This is a genomic window from Streptomyces sp. N50 (assembly GCF_033335955.1).
GTDB lineage: Bacteria > Actinomycetota > Actinomycetes > Streptomycetales > Streptomycetaceae > Streptomyces.
In genome coordinates, this window is record NZ_CP137549.1 from 4,243,690 (window position 1) to 4,256,904 (window position 13,215).

General features: G+C 70.4%; 11 protein-coding genes, 1 tRNA gene and 1 riboswitch. Of the genes, 6 read left to right on the top strand and 6 right to left on the bottom strand.

The genetic code is table 11. The annotated features are described in order from the left end of the window. Window positions 1–28: 28 nt before the first annotated feature. The 4 genes from R2B38_RS18710 to R2B38_RS18725 all read left to right on the top strand — a co-directional run bounded on the left by R2B38_RS18710 (window position 29) and on the right by R2B38_RS18725 (window position 5,262). On the top strand, window positions 29–1,453 hold the full coding sequence (locus R2B38_RS18710; RefSeq protein WP_026151123.1) for a hypothetical protein: 1,425 nt from the start codon (window positions 29–31) through the stop codon (window positions 1,451–1,453). A 147-nt stretch (window positions 1,454–1,600) separates the two neighbouring features. Further along, a complete protein-coding gene (gene lhgO / locus R2B38_RS18715; protein WP_318017262.1) occupies window positions 1,601–2,848 on the top strand; it encodes an L-2-hydroxyglutarate oxidase in 1,248 nt (415 codons plus the stop codon). Window positions 2,849–3,066: 218 nt separating this feature from the next. Further along, entirely contained in the window at window positions 3,067–3,882 is an 816-nt protein-coding gene (trmB, locus tag R2B38_RS18720; protein WP_318017263.1) for a tRNA (guanosine(46)-N7)-methyltransferase TrmB, read from the top strand. Window positions 3,883–3,954: 72 nt separating this feature from the next. Then, window positions 3,955–5,262 carry a PrsW family intramembrane metalloprotease gene (locus R2B38_RS18725; protein WP_318017264.1) on the top strand — a complete coding sequence of 436 codons (1,308 nt, stop codon included), beginning with the start codon at window positions 3,955–3,957 and terminating at the stop codon, window positions 5,260–5,262. Between the two features lie 57 nt (window positions 5,263–5,319). Here the strand turns inward: R2B38_RS18725 and R2B38_RS18730 are convergent, their stop codons facing one another. The 6 genes from R2B38_RS18730 to R2B38_RS18755 form a co-directional block, all read right to left on the bottom strand. Further along, on the bottom strand, window positions 5,320–6,264 hold the full coding sequence (locus R2B38_RS18730) for an aldo/keto reductase (RefSeq protein WP_318017265.1): 945 nt from the start codon (window positions 6,262–6,264) through the stop codon (window positions 5,320–5,322). A 75-nt stretch (window positions 6,265–6,339) separates the two neighbouring features. Beyond that, window positions 6,340–7,350, bottom strand: a complete 1,011-nt coding sequence (locus R2B38_RS18735; protein ID WP_318017266.1) for a M23 family metallopeptidase — start codon at window positions 7,348–7,350, stop codon at window positions 6,340–6,342. An 11-nt stretch (window positions 7,351–7,361) separates the two neighbouring features. Then, a riboswitch (cyclic di-AMP (ydaO/yuaA leader) is annotated at window positions 7,362–7,518 on the bottom strand. Between the two features lie 233 nt (window positions 7,519–7,751). Continuing rightward, complete coding sequence (locus tag R2B38_RS18740) at window positions 7,752–8,909, bottom strand: PP2C family protein-serine/threonine phosphatase (RefSeq protein WP_318017267.1); 1,158 nt, start codon at window positions 8,907–8,909, stop codon at window positions 7,752–7,754. Between the two features lie 162 nt (window positions 8,910–9,071). Then, window positions 9,072–9,145 (bottom strand) — tRNA-Met (locus R2B38_RS18745). A 52-nt stretch (window positions 9,146–9,197) separates the two neighbouring features. Continuing rightward, window positions 9,198–10,403, bottom strand: a complete 1,206-nt coding sequence (locus R2B38_RS18750) for an alginate lyase family protein (protein WP_318017268.1) — start codon at window positions 10,401–10,403, stop codon at window positions 9,198–9,200. Window positions 10,404–10,607: 204 nt separating this feature from the next. Further along, entirely contained in the window at window positions 10,608–11,738 is a 1,131-nt protein-coding gene (locus R2B38_RS18755; RefSeq protein WP_318017269.1) for a dihydrofolate reductase family protein, read from the bottom strand. A gap of 74 nt (window positions 11,739–11,812) precedes the next feature. Between R2B38_RS18755 and R2B38_RS18760 the strand changes: the two genes are divergently transcribed. After that, the gene (locus tag R2B38_RS18760; RefSeq protein WP_033285149.1) at window positions 11,813–12,310 is read left to right on the top strand and encodes a MarR family winged helix-turn-helix transcriptional regulator; all 498 of its coding nucleotides are present in this window, start codon (window positions 11,813–11,815) and stop codon (window positions 12,308–12,310) included. Window positions 12,311–12,478: 168 nt separating this feature from the next. Beyond that, entirely contained in the window at window positions 12,479–13,120 is a 642-nt protein-coding gene (locus tag R2B38_RS18765; protein WP_318017270.1) for a GTP cyclohydrolase II, read from the top strand. Window positions 13,121–13,215: the final 95 nt, after the last annotated feature.

The window sequence follows — 13,215 nt, forward strand, 5'->3', positions numbered from 1 at the left end:
GGCAGCCGTCTGTGTCGAGGGGTGGCGCATGTCCAGGGAGCAACGCGGGCCGAACGAAAAACTCGGCACCGTTCTCGCCCTCGCGGGAATCAGCAACGCAGGACTCGCGCGTCGCGTCAACGATCTTGGCGCTCAACGCGGGTTGACACTTCGCTACGACAAGACGTCGGTGGCGCGCTGGGTGTCGAAGGGAATGGTGCCCCAGGGCGCCGCCCCGCACCTCATCGCGGCCGCCATCGGCCAGAAGCTCGGCCGCCCGGTGCCGCTCCACGAGATCGGCCTGGCGGACGCGGATCCCGCACCGGAAGTGGGCCTCGCCTTTCCCCGGGACGTCGGCCAAGCCGTGCGTTCCGCAACGGAGTTGTACCGCCTGGACCTCGCCGGCCGCCGGGCCGGCTCCGGCGGCATCTGGCAGTCGCTCGCCGGGTCGTTCGCAGTCAGCGCATACGCAACGCCCGCCTCACGCTGGCTGATAACCCCGGCCGACAGTTCGGTGGCCCGGGAGGCGAACTCCGCGGAGAGCTCCGGGACACCGCTCAAAGTCGGCCACAGCGACGTGCAGAAGCTGCGGGAGGCCGCGGAGGACGCCAGGCGCTGGGACTCCAAGTACGGGGGCGGCGACTGGCGTTCGTCCATGGTGCCCGAGTGCCTCCGCGTCGAGGCGGCACCGCTGCTCCTCGGCTCGTACTCCGACGAGGTCGGCAGAGCCCTGTTCGGCGCGAGTGCCGAACTCACCCGCCTGGCAGGGTGGATGGCCTTCGACACCGGTCAACAGGAGGCGGCGCAGCGGTACTACATCCAGGCGCTGCGGCTTGCCCGCGCGGCGGCGGACGTGCCGTTGGGGGGCTACGTACTGGCGTCGATGTCGTTGCAGGCGACGTATCGCGGCTTCGGCGACGAGGGCGTCGATCTCGCGCAGGCGGCACTGGAACGCAACCGCGGCCTCGCGACCGCCCGCACCATGAGCTTCTTCCGGCTGGTCGAGGCGCGGTCCCATGCGAAGGCGGGGGACGCGCAGGCGGCCGGGGCGGCGCTGAAGGCGGCGGAGGGGTGGCTTGAGCGGTCCCGAGAGGGGGACAACGATCCGTCGTGGCTCGGGTTCTACGGCTACGACCGGTTCGCGGCCGACGCGGCGGAGTGCTACCGGGACTTGAAGGCGCCTCGGCAGGTCCGTCGCTTCACCGAGCAGGCGCTGTCGAAGCCGACGGAGGAGTTCGTGCGGTCGCATGGTCTTCGGTTGGTCGTCTCGGCGGTGGCTGAGCTTGAGTCGGGGAACCTTGATGCGGCTTGTGAGCAAGGGGTTCGGGCGGTTGAGGTCGCGGGGCGGATTTCGTCGGCCCGTACGACCGAGTACGTGAAGGACCTTTTGCATCGGTTGGAGCCGTACGGGGATGAGCCGCGGGTCGTTGAGCTGCGGGAGAGGGCTCGGCCGTTGTTGATGGCGCCCGCCTAGTCGTCTGCGTGGCTTGTGTCGTTTTGCGAGTGCGGGCTCGTTGTGGCTGGTCGCGCAGTTCCCCGCGCCCCTTAGGGGCTGCCCTTCCCGGGGTTTGAAGGCACTGTCAGTGGTGCAGTGCACTATCGGAGGCGGGAGGTGGTGCACGTGGTGGGGTACGACTGTGACGTGCTGGTGGTTGGTGGTGGGATTGTCGGGCTGTCGACGGCGTACGCCATCACTCGTGCCGCGCCGGGCACGAGCGTGACGGTGCTGGAGAAAGAAGCGGGCCCGGCCCGGCACCAGACGGGGCGCAACAGCGGGGTGATCCACAGCGGGATCTACTACAGACCCGGTTCCCTGAAGGCGCGGTACGCGGTGCGCGGGGCCGCCGAGATGGTCAAGTTCTGTGCGGAGTACGGCGTTCCGCATGCCCTCACCGGGAAACTGATCGTCGCCACGGAGCGGGCGGAGCTGCCCCGGCTGCACGCGCTCGTGCAGCGCGGCCGGGAGAACGGCATTCCGGTGCGGGAGCTGGGCGCCGCCCAGATCGCCGAGTACGAACCGGAGGTGCGCGGCCTGGCCGCCATACACGTCGGGACGACCGGGATCTGCGACTACACCGCGGTCGCCCAGCACCTGGCGGACGCGTCCGGCGCCGAGATCCGCTACGGCGCGCGGGTCGCCCACATCGACCGGCGCCCCGAGCGCGGGGTCGCCGTCCGTACGGTGACCGCGACCGGCGGTGACGTGGTCCGCGCCCGCGTCCTGGTGAACTGCGCGGGCCTGCACTGCGACGAGGTGGCCCGCCTCACCGGCGACGACCCGGAGATGCGGATCGTGCCGTTCCGGGGCGAGTACTACACCCTCACCCGCCCCGAACTGGTCCGGGGCCTGGTCTACCCGGTCCCCGACCCCGCCTTCCCGTTCCTCGGCGTCCACCTCACGCGCGGCATCGACGGCAGCGTCCACCTCGGCCCGAACGCGGTCCCGGCCCTGGCCCGCGAGGGCTACGACTGGGGCGTCGTACGCCCCCGGGAAGTCGCGGCGACGGCGGCTTGGCCCGGCGCCTGGCACATGGCCCGACAGCACTGGCGCTACGGGGTGGGGGAACTCCGCCGGTCCATCTCCAAGACCGCGTTCACCACAGCCGTACAACGCCTCCTCCCCGCGGTGACCCCAGCCGACCTGACCCCTTCGGCAGCGGGCGTCCGCGCCCAGGCCGTCCTCCGCGACGGCACCCTGGTGGACGACTTCCTGATCAAGGAGGGCCCGCGCGCCGTGCATGTACTGAACGCCCCGAGCCCAGCGGCAACAGCCTCCCTACCGATCGGCAGAGAGGTGGCCCGCCGAGCGCTGGCTGTACTGCACCAAGACCGCCGCCCACTCCACACCCCGGACAGGGCAACCCCTTAAGGGGCGCGGGGCTGTATCGATATGCGGCTCCGCCGCGCGGGCGCGACCAGCCACAGCAGCCCCTCCAAACCCCGGCCACCCCAACCCCCCAGGGGCGCGGGGCTGTATCGATATGCGGCTCCGCCGCGTGGGCGCGACAAGCCACGACGGTGCCGCACTCGCGCGACAACACAAGCCAGGCACCCCCCTAGGCGCACGCCCAGTAAAATCACCGCATTGTGTCTGAGTCCCCCAACACCCCCGCCACCCCCACCGAGCCCGCGCAGCCCTCGCAGCGAACCCGGCCCAAGGGCGAACCCCGTTTCCCCGGCGGCCCGACGCCCGACCCCGCCGGCTCCCACCACGAACGCCGCATCCGCAGCTTCCAGCCCCGCAGAAGCCGGGTGACAACCGGCCAAGCAGACTCCCTGGAACGCCTGTGGCCCAAGTGGGGCCTGGACATCGACGGCGAACGCACCCTCGACCTCCCCGAGCTGTTCGGGAACGAGAACCCCGTCGTTCTGGAGATCGGCTTCGGCATGGGCGAGGCCACCGCGCAGATGGCCGCCGACGCCCCCGCGACGAACATCCTCGCCGCCGACGTCCACACCCCGGGCCAGGGCAACCTCCTCGGCCTCGCCGACCACCACGGCCTGTCCAACATCCGGGTCGCGAACGGCGACGCGATCATCCTGCTCCGCGAGATGCTCGCCCCGGACGCGCTCGACGGACTGCGCGTGTACTTCCCGGACCCCTGGCCCAAGAAGCGGCACCACAAGCGCCGCCTGATCCAGCCGGAGTTCCTCACCCTCGCCGCGACCCGCCTCAAGCCAGGGGCAACCGTGCACTGCGCGACGGACTGGGAGCCGTACGCGGAGCAGATGCTCGAAGTCCTGGACGCGCACCCGGACTTCGAGAACAGCCAACCCGACGGCGGTTTCGCGCCCCGTCCGGAGTTCCGGCCGCTGACCCGTTTCGAGGGCCAGGGACTGGACAAGGGACATGTCGTGAACGATCTGCTCTTCCGTCGCGTACCCCACGACGACCAGCACTGACGAACACCGACGACCAGCGCCGACGCCAGGCTCCCTCGCGGGCCGTGCCCTTACCTCGTTAGGGTCGATGCCGTGGCCACGTTTCCGCTTCACCCCCCACACCCCGGCCACCCCGCCGGTGGTGTGCCCGGGCACGGGCCGCGGGTGCGCTGGTGGCAGCGGAACTGGGTCCGCCACGGCGCGCTGATCGCCCTGCTGACGCTCTCCGGGCTGGTCATCCTCGCGCTGGTCCGCCAACAGACCGGTACGGAAGGGTTCTTGGTGGGTCTCGGGCTCGCCGTACTACCCGTACCCCTCCTCGTCGCCGCCTTCCGCTGGCTGGACCGCGTCGACCCCGGCCCCTGGCGGAACCTGCTCTTCTCCTTCGCGTGGGGCGCCTGCGCCGCGGCCCTCATAGCGATCGTCGCCAACAGCTTCGCGACGAGATGGATAGCGACCACGACCGCGGACCCCACCAGCGCGGACACCCTCGGCGCCACCGTCATAGCCCCGATCGTCGAGGAGTCGGCGAAGGCCGCGGCCGTACTCCTCGTCTTCCTGTTCCGCAGACGGGACTTCACCGGGATCGTCGACGGGGTGGTGATAGCCGGGGTCACCGCCACCGGCTTCGCGTTCACCGAGAACATCCTCTACCTCGGCACCGCCTTCAGCACCGACCAGCTCACCGGCGACCGCGGCTTCACCTCCGTCACCGCGGCGACCTTCTTCGTGCGCATCGTCATGTCCCCCTTCGCGCACCCCCTGTTCACCGTGCTCACCGGCATCGGCTTCGGCATCGCCGCCCTCTCCCCCGACCGGCACCACATCCGCCGCGTCCTGGTCCCGCTGACCGGCCTCCTCCTCGCGATGGGCATGCACGCGGTCTGGAACGGCTCCTCGACCTTCGGCCAGTACGGCTTCTTCGAGGTCTACGGCATCTTCATGGTCCCCATGTTCGGCCTGCTGACCTGGCTCGCGGTCTGGACCCGGCAACGCGAACTGCGCAGTGTGCGCGAGGAGTTGCCCGCCTATGTCTACGCGGGCTGGCTGATCCCGGCCGAACCGTTCGTGCTCGGCTCGATGAAGGCGCGGCGCCTGGCCCGCGAGTACGCCCGCCACCACCTCGGCAGGCAGGCGGCCCGCTCGGTCGCCCAGTACGAGGCGTACGCGACCTCCCTGGCGTTCCTCCGGCACCGGGCCGGGCGGGGCCGCGCCGGCGCCGATTTCGTCGTACGGGAAAGGGAGTTGCTGCACGAGCTGTGGCTGCGCCGGGAGGTGGCGCGGCCCGCGCTGGACTACGCGGCGCGGCGGACGGCACCGCCGGTACCGGTGGTGGTGCCGCCGTGGCCGCCGGTGTACGGGTCGTACGGGACGCCCCTGTACAACCCGTACCGCTCCTGACGGCCACCCTGGCGACCCCTACGACCCGTACAACCCGTAGACCGCCCCCTACGACCCTTAGGCCGACGCCTGCGTGAGGCGCGCGATCTCCGCCTCCGTCAGCTCCAGTTCCGCCACGCCCAGCAGTGCGGGGAGTTGCTCCACCGTCCGGGCCGAGGCGATCGGGGCCGCGACCGTGGGCTGGGCGGCGAGCCAGGCGAGGGCCACCGTGGCGACCGGGGCGTCGTGGGCCTGGGCGACCTCGTCGAGGGCGGTGAGGACGCTCTGGCCGCGCTCCGATGCGAGGTACTGGGCCGCACGCCCGGCGCGCGGGCTGTCGACCGTCGTACCGGGGCGGTACTTGCCGGTGAGGAAGCCGGCCGCCAGCGAGAAGTACGGGAGGGCCGACAGTCCGCCGCGTTCGGCGACGTCCCGCAGCTCGCCCTCGTAGGTGTCGCGGGAGACGAGGTTGTAGTGGGGCTGGATGGCGACATAGCGCGCCAGGCCCTCGCGGTCGGAGAAGTCCAGGGCCGCCTGGAGGCGCTCGGGCGAGATGTTGGAGGCGGCGATGTGCCGCACCTTGCCCGCCTTCACCAGTTCGTCGAGCGTGCCGACGATCTCCTCGACCGGCACGTCCTCCTTGTCGAAGTGCGGGTAGTACAGGTCGATGTAGTCGGTGCCCAGGCGGCGCAGCGAGGCGTCGGCCGCGGCCTTGATGTTGGCGGCGGACAGGCCGGGGTAGTCGGGGTGCTGGCTGACCTTGGTGGCGATGACGACGTCGGAGCGATTGCCGCGGGCCTTGAGCCACTTGCCGATGACGGTCTCGGACTCACCGCCCTTGTTGCCCTCGATCCACGCCGTGTACGAGTCGGCGGTGTCGACGAAGTTGCCCCCGGCGGCCGTGTAGGCGTCGAGCACTGCGAAGGAGGCCGCCTCGTCGGCGGTCCAGCCGAACACGTTGCCGCCGAGGTTCAGCGGGAAGATCTCAAGGTCTGACCGGCCCAGCTTGCGAAGAGAAGTCATGCTTCACCTCAACAGCCGGACCGGAACCGGATATTCCAGACCCTTGGACCCTTGGACCCTTGGACCTTTGGAGCCTTAGGGGTTGAGGCCCTTGCTGCGCAGCCAGGGCGCCGGGTCGCTCGCGGTGGCGGCGCCGTTGATGTGCACCTCCAGGTGGAGGTGCGGCCCGGTCACGTTGCCGGTCGCGCCCACCCGGCCGATGACCTCGCCGGTGGAGACCTTCTGCCCGACGCTGACGTTGATCGAGGACTGGTGGCAGAACCACAGCTCGGTGCCGTCGTCGAGGGTGAGGATCGTGCGGTACCCGTACGACCCGGCCCAGCCCGCCTCGGTGACCGTGCCGCTGTGGATGGCCTTGATCAGCGTGCCGGTGGGCGCGGCGAAGTCGAGGCCCGTGTGATACCCGGAGGACCACATCGAACCGGCCTGGCCGAAGGTGCCGGTGATCGTGTACGAGCCGACCGGCAGCGTGTACTGCTTGGCCAGCGCGGCGAGCTTCGCGGCCTCGGCCTTCTTGGCGGCGGCGGCTTCCGCGGCCTTCTTCGCGTCGGCGGCCTTCTTCGCGGCGTCCCTCTCGGCCTTGGCGGCGGCGTCGTCGACCTGCTTGGCGACGGCGGCCTCCACGGCGGCCTTCGACTTGCCGTCGACCTGCACCTGCTGCGACTCGGCCTGCGCCATGATCCGGTTGCGCAGCAGCTCACCCGCGTCCGAGGCGCCCTTGGCGGTCTCGGTGGTGGAGACGCCGACACTGCTGAGCGCGGTCGCGGAACCCTTGGGGGTACTACTGGACGAGTCGTCCAGCAGATGGCCCACCGAGGGCAGATCGGGTAGGGAGATCGAGACCGGCGGCTTGCCGGTGTTCGCGCTGGCCATGCCGCCCGCGCTGACGGCGGCTATGACACCGACGCCCAGGACGGTGGAGCTGCGGGCGAATCCCCCGCCACCACGCTGCTTGGCGACACGGTGCTTGCCGCGGTTGGGAGCAACGGACTCCGCGCTGGGATTCCACTCCTCCCAGGGGCCCTCGTCGGGGCGGTAACCGCCGTAGACGACAGGGGCTTCTGGGGCAGCCTGGTTGGACGCCACGTGGGCGTGCTCCTTTCCTTCCTTCTCGCCTACCGGGTTAGCTGACGGGTTCGGAGCAGGAAGGTCTCCTACGCGCGTAAACCAGCTGTGTTTCCACGGCGGTTGACGAGCGATTCACCCCAAGTGGTGGTTCCCCGGTTCCCTTTCAGGATTCGGCGCGTGCGCACGGAGCCGTCTCTAGTGACGGCTGGGACGACCGCGCTGCGTTATCGAACGTTAATAGACACGGGCGCCCGTTTCCAAGCTGTTCGGCTTGATCATTAACCTTTCCTTGCTGGACGAAGGGCCCACCACCGGCGAAAAACGGGCGAGTTGGCCAAGTCTCAGAATTCCCACAGGTATTGACGGCATGTCAGTTGTTATGCGGAGGGCGCCCGCGCGGTCACCCCGTGTAATAACGGTCATGGATGGCGTACGGCGATCATCGCCATGTCGTCCGTCATCCAGCCTCCGGAGTACCGGCGCACCTCCTTGGCGAGGATGCCGAGCAGCGCCTCGGGGGTACGGAAGGTCCGGCCGGCCAGCCGCTCGCCGGGGTCGTAGAAGACCCCGTGGGAGTCCCGCGCCTCGGACAGCCCGTCGGTGTACACGAGAAGAGTGGCCCCGCCCGGGAACGCGAACTCCTCGGCGCGGTCGGGCCAGACCCCCAACTCGCCCATTCCCAGAGGCAGTGCGGGCTCCTGGACCTCCAACGCGCTTACGGTGCCGTCCACTTGCAGGAGCAGCGGCGGCGGGTGGCCCCGGTCGACGATCCGTACGACGCCGTCGCCGTGCGGGAGTTCGGCGAGGACGGCCGTGGTGAACCCCTCGAACGCGTCGAGCCCGTCGCGCCGGGTGCCCTCGCGCGCCAGCGCCCGCTCCAGCCGCTGCGCGACCGCCTCCAGGGTCGCCTCCTGCTCGGCGGCCTCCCGGAACGCCCCGATGACCACGGCGACGGCGGCGACCGCGCCCATGCCCTTGCCGCGCACATCGCCGACGACCAGCCGTACACCGTGCGGGGTGTCCTGCACCGCGTACAGGTCGCCGCCGATGAACGCGCCCTCCTGCGCCGCCTCGTAGCGGGCCGCGATCTCGAACCCGCCGATGCGCTCGGCCGGTTCGGGCAGGACGGCGCGCTGGGCGGCCTCGGCGATCTCGCGCGCGGAGGCGAGCTGTTCGCTGCTGCGGCGGACCAGGAGGTTGATGAGGACGGCGAGGACGGCGACCGTCGCGACGGTGGCCGCCTCGGTGATCGCGTCGGTGTGCAGGACGATGCCGAGCCTGATGTGGATCGCGAGGACCACGACGACGGCGGCCAGGCCGGTGAGCACGGTGCCGCGCCGTGAGTACAGCGGGGCGGCGACCAGTGGGGCGGCGGTGAAGAAGGGGGCCGCGGTGAAGTCCTGCGGGGTGAAGTAGTCGTAGAACGCCCCGACGATCAGCAGCAGCGCAGGCAGCCGATGGACGAAGGTGCGGGCGTAGGAGATCCGGCGTCCCTCGACGGGGCCGAGGCCCGGGTCGGGCACGGGGTCGCCTGGCAGGCGCCCGCCGGCTCGCGCATACGGACCCTCCTCCTCCACGGATCCAGTTTTTCGTGGTGGGGAGGGGGCGGCGAGCGGTGTGGGCCGATCGGGGAGACCTAGAGGTTCTAAGGGGTCTAGGGGTTCTAGGGGTTCTAAGGGTTCTAGGGGAGAAACACCAAGGGCCGGAATCCATTTCTGGATTCCGGCCCTTGGCCTTAGTAGCGGGGACAGGATTTGAACCTGCGACCTCTGGGTTATGAGCCCAGCGAGCTACCGAGCTGCTCCACCCCGCGCCGTTGTGATTGCAACTATACGCCATCCGCGGGGTCCGATGTCACACAGGTTTCAGTCGGCGGTGTTACCGGCGTGCGTGAGGGTCTCCCAGGAGACGAAGAGGTCGTCGCTGCCGGCCGGGCGGGTGGACTCGGCGAGCTTGTGCGCGGCGGGCACCTTCACGCCGAGCCGGCCCTCCAGGTGGTTGACGGCGACCTCCAGGTCGGGGCCCATGTTCCGGTCGACCTTGCCGCCGCACAGCCAGGCGGGCGCGGGCTCGCCGAGCTGGTAGCGGGCGTGGAACTCGAGCGCCGCCTCGAGCCGGTCCTTGACGCCGTCGTAGAGGTCGACGCCCTGGTGCCAGGCGGTCTCGGCGATGTGCGCGGTGGCCGCCAGCGAGTACCCGACGTGCTTGAAGTTGCGGCACGTCTCCTGGGCGAGGCCGTCCTTGAACGTCGTCTGCTTGAACCAGTACGTCGTCAGCTTCTGCGGGGTGGTGAGCTTGGAGCCCACCGGGGTGAGCGGGACCTGACCGTCCTTGGCCAGGTAGAAGTAGGCGGGCACGCGGTCGCGGAAGCGTTTGACGGCCGCGTCGAAGGCCTTGTGGTCGTCGAGGAAGACGGCGATGCCGATCGCCGCGTCCGTCATCGCGAGGTCCCAGTTGCCGTTGTAGTCCGGCAGGTCCTTGGTGACCTCGGGCTCGTAGGCGGTGCGCAGCATCGTCCCGAACCGCTTGACCCGGTCCGCCGGCCAGCCCGCGCCGGGCGCGTACCGCACGATCTCCGCCGCCCGCGCCCAGGTCGAACCGGCCCACGCGGTCTGCAGTCCCGCGTCGTCGGAGGTGTGCTCCTTCATCTTCGCCGACCAGTCGTCCATGATCTCGCGGGCCTTGAGCGCGTGATGCTGCTTGCCGGTGATGCTGAACAGCAGGGCCTGCGTGTACGCCGCGATCGCGTCCTCGCGCTCCTCGACGCAGCCGTGCGCGGCCTTGCCGTTCCAGGGGCAGTCGACGTCCGCGACCGGCTTCGCCGTGTACTTGTACGACCCGTACTTGCTGTCCCGCATCCCGAAGTACGCCTTCAGCCAGGGCTGTTTGCCGGCGGCCACGTTCTTGCGTACGGCGTCCAGCTGGCCCTTGCTGACGAGTACCCCGGGGTGCGTGAACGCGGCGCTCGCGGGCAGCGCCCTCGCCATGGTCCGGGTACCGGTGTCCGCGGACCCGCACGAGGCGAGTAGTCCTACGGCTACGGACGCGCCCAGCACCGCGACTGCCCTCATGTGTCCTACCTCCGCGTTGTCCTCCGCACCGGTTCTTTGTGAGCGTGACCTGGTGGGGGGTGGGGCGCAGGATTTGATGGGCCGATTGGTCGGTGGGGGCGGGCGTCCCTGGGGGCTCCGCCCCCAGACCCCCGTCGGCCCTCAAGGGGCCTCGTCCTCACACGCCGGACGGGCTGAACAATGCGGGCCTGCGCCGAAAAGCGCTCAGCCCAGTAGGTGGCTGTTCGGTGCCTTCGCCCGCTGCTCGTACTCCGGGAGTACGACCACGGTCACCCCCCGCGCGGCCAGCGCCCCGCTCCCGTCCGCTCCCTCCACGAACGTGTCCGGCTCGCGCCAGGCCGTCACCACTCTCCGCACACCCGCGTCGAGGATCAGCCGGGCGCAGGGCTTGGGGCGGGAGGCGCGGTGGGTGCACGGTTCGAGGCTGGTGTAGACCGTGGCGGCGGGGAGACGGGGGTCTGCCGGGTCCAGCTTGGCCAGCGCTGCCTCCTCCGCGTGGACCACCGGGTCACCGGCCTCGCGGGAGTGGCCCCGGGACAGTTCCGTACCGTCCTGCGCCACCACCACCGCGCCGACGCTGAACGCCGTCTCCGAGGGCGGGCACTCCGCCGCCAGGTCGCAGGCGAGGGCGAGCCAGTGGTGGTCGGCGGCGGAGGGGAGGGCGTCGGTGCCGGGGGCGGTGGGCTCGTAGCGCATGAGTACTACGTCCTCGATGGCGCGGGTCTCCAGCAGGCGGAGGCGGCCTGGCTGGTACCTGCCCGGGCCGAAGAGGCGGGGGGCCTTGTCGTCGCCCACGAACAGGGGGGACAGGACCAGGTGGAGTTCGTCGGCCAGGCCCTGCTGGAGGAGTTGGGTGTGGATCGTGCCGCCGCCCTCGACCATCAGGCGGTCAACTCCCCTTACCGCGTGCAGGTGTTCAAGGAGGGCTCGCCAGTCGAGGGCCGGGCCGAGGGCCTCGATGTCGGCCGCCAGGCCCAGTTCGCGTGCTCGCTCCGCGCCCTTGTCCGTCGTATAGACCAGCTTTTCGCCGCCCGTGTGCCAGAAGTTGGCCGTCGGGTCCAGGTCGCCGGAGGCGGTGACCGTGACCTTGAGGGGGTATTCCGGCTTGCCTTCGGCTACTCGACTCGCCCTGCGGTCTGGGGAGTTGACCAGGAGGCGGGGGTTGTCCGCGCGGATCGTGCCGGCGCCGATGAGGATCGCGTCGACCGATGCCCGGACCTCGTCGACGCGGTCGAAGTCGGCCGGGCTGGAGAGGAGCAGGCGGTCGGGGCCGGTGTCGTCGAGGTAGCCGTCGAGGGAGACGGCGGCGGACAGCAGGACGTACGGGTGGGGCATCGACGCGCTCCCGGTCATGGATCGTGGGACTGGCGGGGCTTGGTTCAAGTTTGAAACAAAACTACACTGGGGGCATGACGACCCGCTGGCTCACCGCCGAGGAGCAGCGCGCCTGGCGCGCGTACATCGCCGCGACGCACCTCCTGGAGGACGCGATCGACCGGCAGCTCCAGCAGGAGGCCGGCATGCCCCACCTGTACTACTCCATCCTCGCCAACCTCTCCGACGTACCGGACCGCCGGCTGCGGATGACCGACCTCGCCGAGAAGTCGAAGATCACCCGGAGCCGGCTGACGTACGCCGTGACCCGGCTGGAGAAGGACGGGCTGGTACGGCGGGAGGGGTGCCCGAGCGACAAGCGCGGCAGCACCGCCGTCCTGACCGACGCGGGGATGGAGGTTCTGGAGCGTACGGCGCCGGGGCATGTCGAGACCGTACGCGCCGCGATCTTCGATCACCTCACCCCGGAGCAGGTGGGGCAGCTGGAGGAGATCAGCGCGGGGATCGCGCGGGCGCTGGAGGAGCCGGAGGACGTGCCGTGGCGCCGCCGCTCCACTCCTTCCTGTTCGTGAGCCCTGTTCGCGAGACGTGTTCGTGAGACCTGTTCGTGAGCCGTCCCACAATTCTGTTGCTTCAAATTTCAAGCATGAGGTAGTCTCCGTGATCGTGGATGTGTTTCAAAACTGAAGCACCTCACCGACGCACATCCGCGTACCCGCCGCCGGACCACGGAGACCCGCATGCCCGACTTCCCCGCCGCCACCCCGCGTGCCCGCGTCCGGGTACCGCTGCGCTTCCAGGACGGCTACGGCGTCGACGCCGAACTCGTCACCTTCCACGGCCTGACCGACGGCCAGGAACACGTGGCGGTCGTCCTCGGCGACCCCGCGCCCGGTACGACCCCGCTGGTCCGGCTGCACTCCGAGTGCCTGACCGGCGACGTCTTCGGCTCCGCCCGCTGCGACTGCGGCCCCCAGTTGCGCGAGGCCGTCGAGCGCATCGCCGAGCGCGGCGGTGTCCTGCTCTACCTGCGCCAGGAGGGCCGCGGCATCGGCCTCTACAACAAGCTCGACGCGTACGCCCTCCAGGACCAGGGACTCGACACGTACGCCGCGAACACCGCGCTGGGCCTGCCCGAGGACGCCCGTGACTACACGGCCGCCGCGCAGATGCTCACCGCCCTCGGGATCACCTCCCTGGACCTGCTCTCCAACAACCCCGACAAGGCCGACCAGTTGCGCGGTCTCGGCATCGACGTGCACGACCGGGTCCCGACCGGCGTGTTCACCACCCCGCACAACGTCCGGTATCTACGCGCGAAGGTCCTGCAGACCCAACACACGCTGCCGCTGGGCCAGTTGACGGAGCTGAACGCGGGCTGACGGGGCCGGGCAGGGGCTGAGCCGCGCGGCGATGGTGTAGCGGGCTACACCATCCATTCGGGAGGGCACTCCCTCGTGCCGGAGAGCGGCCGGCG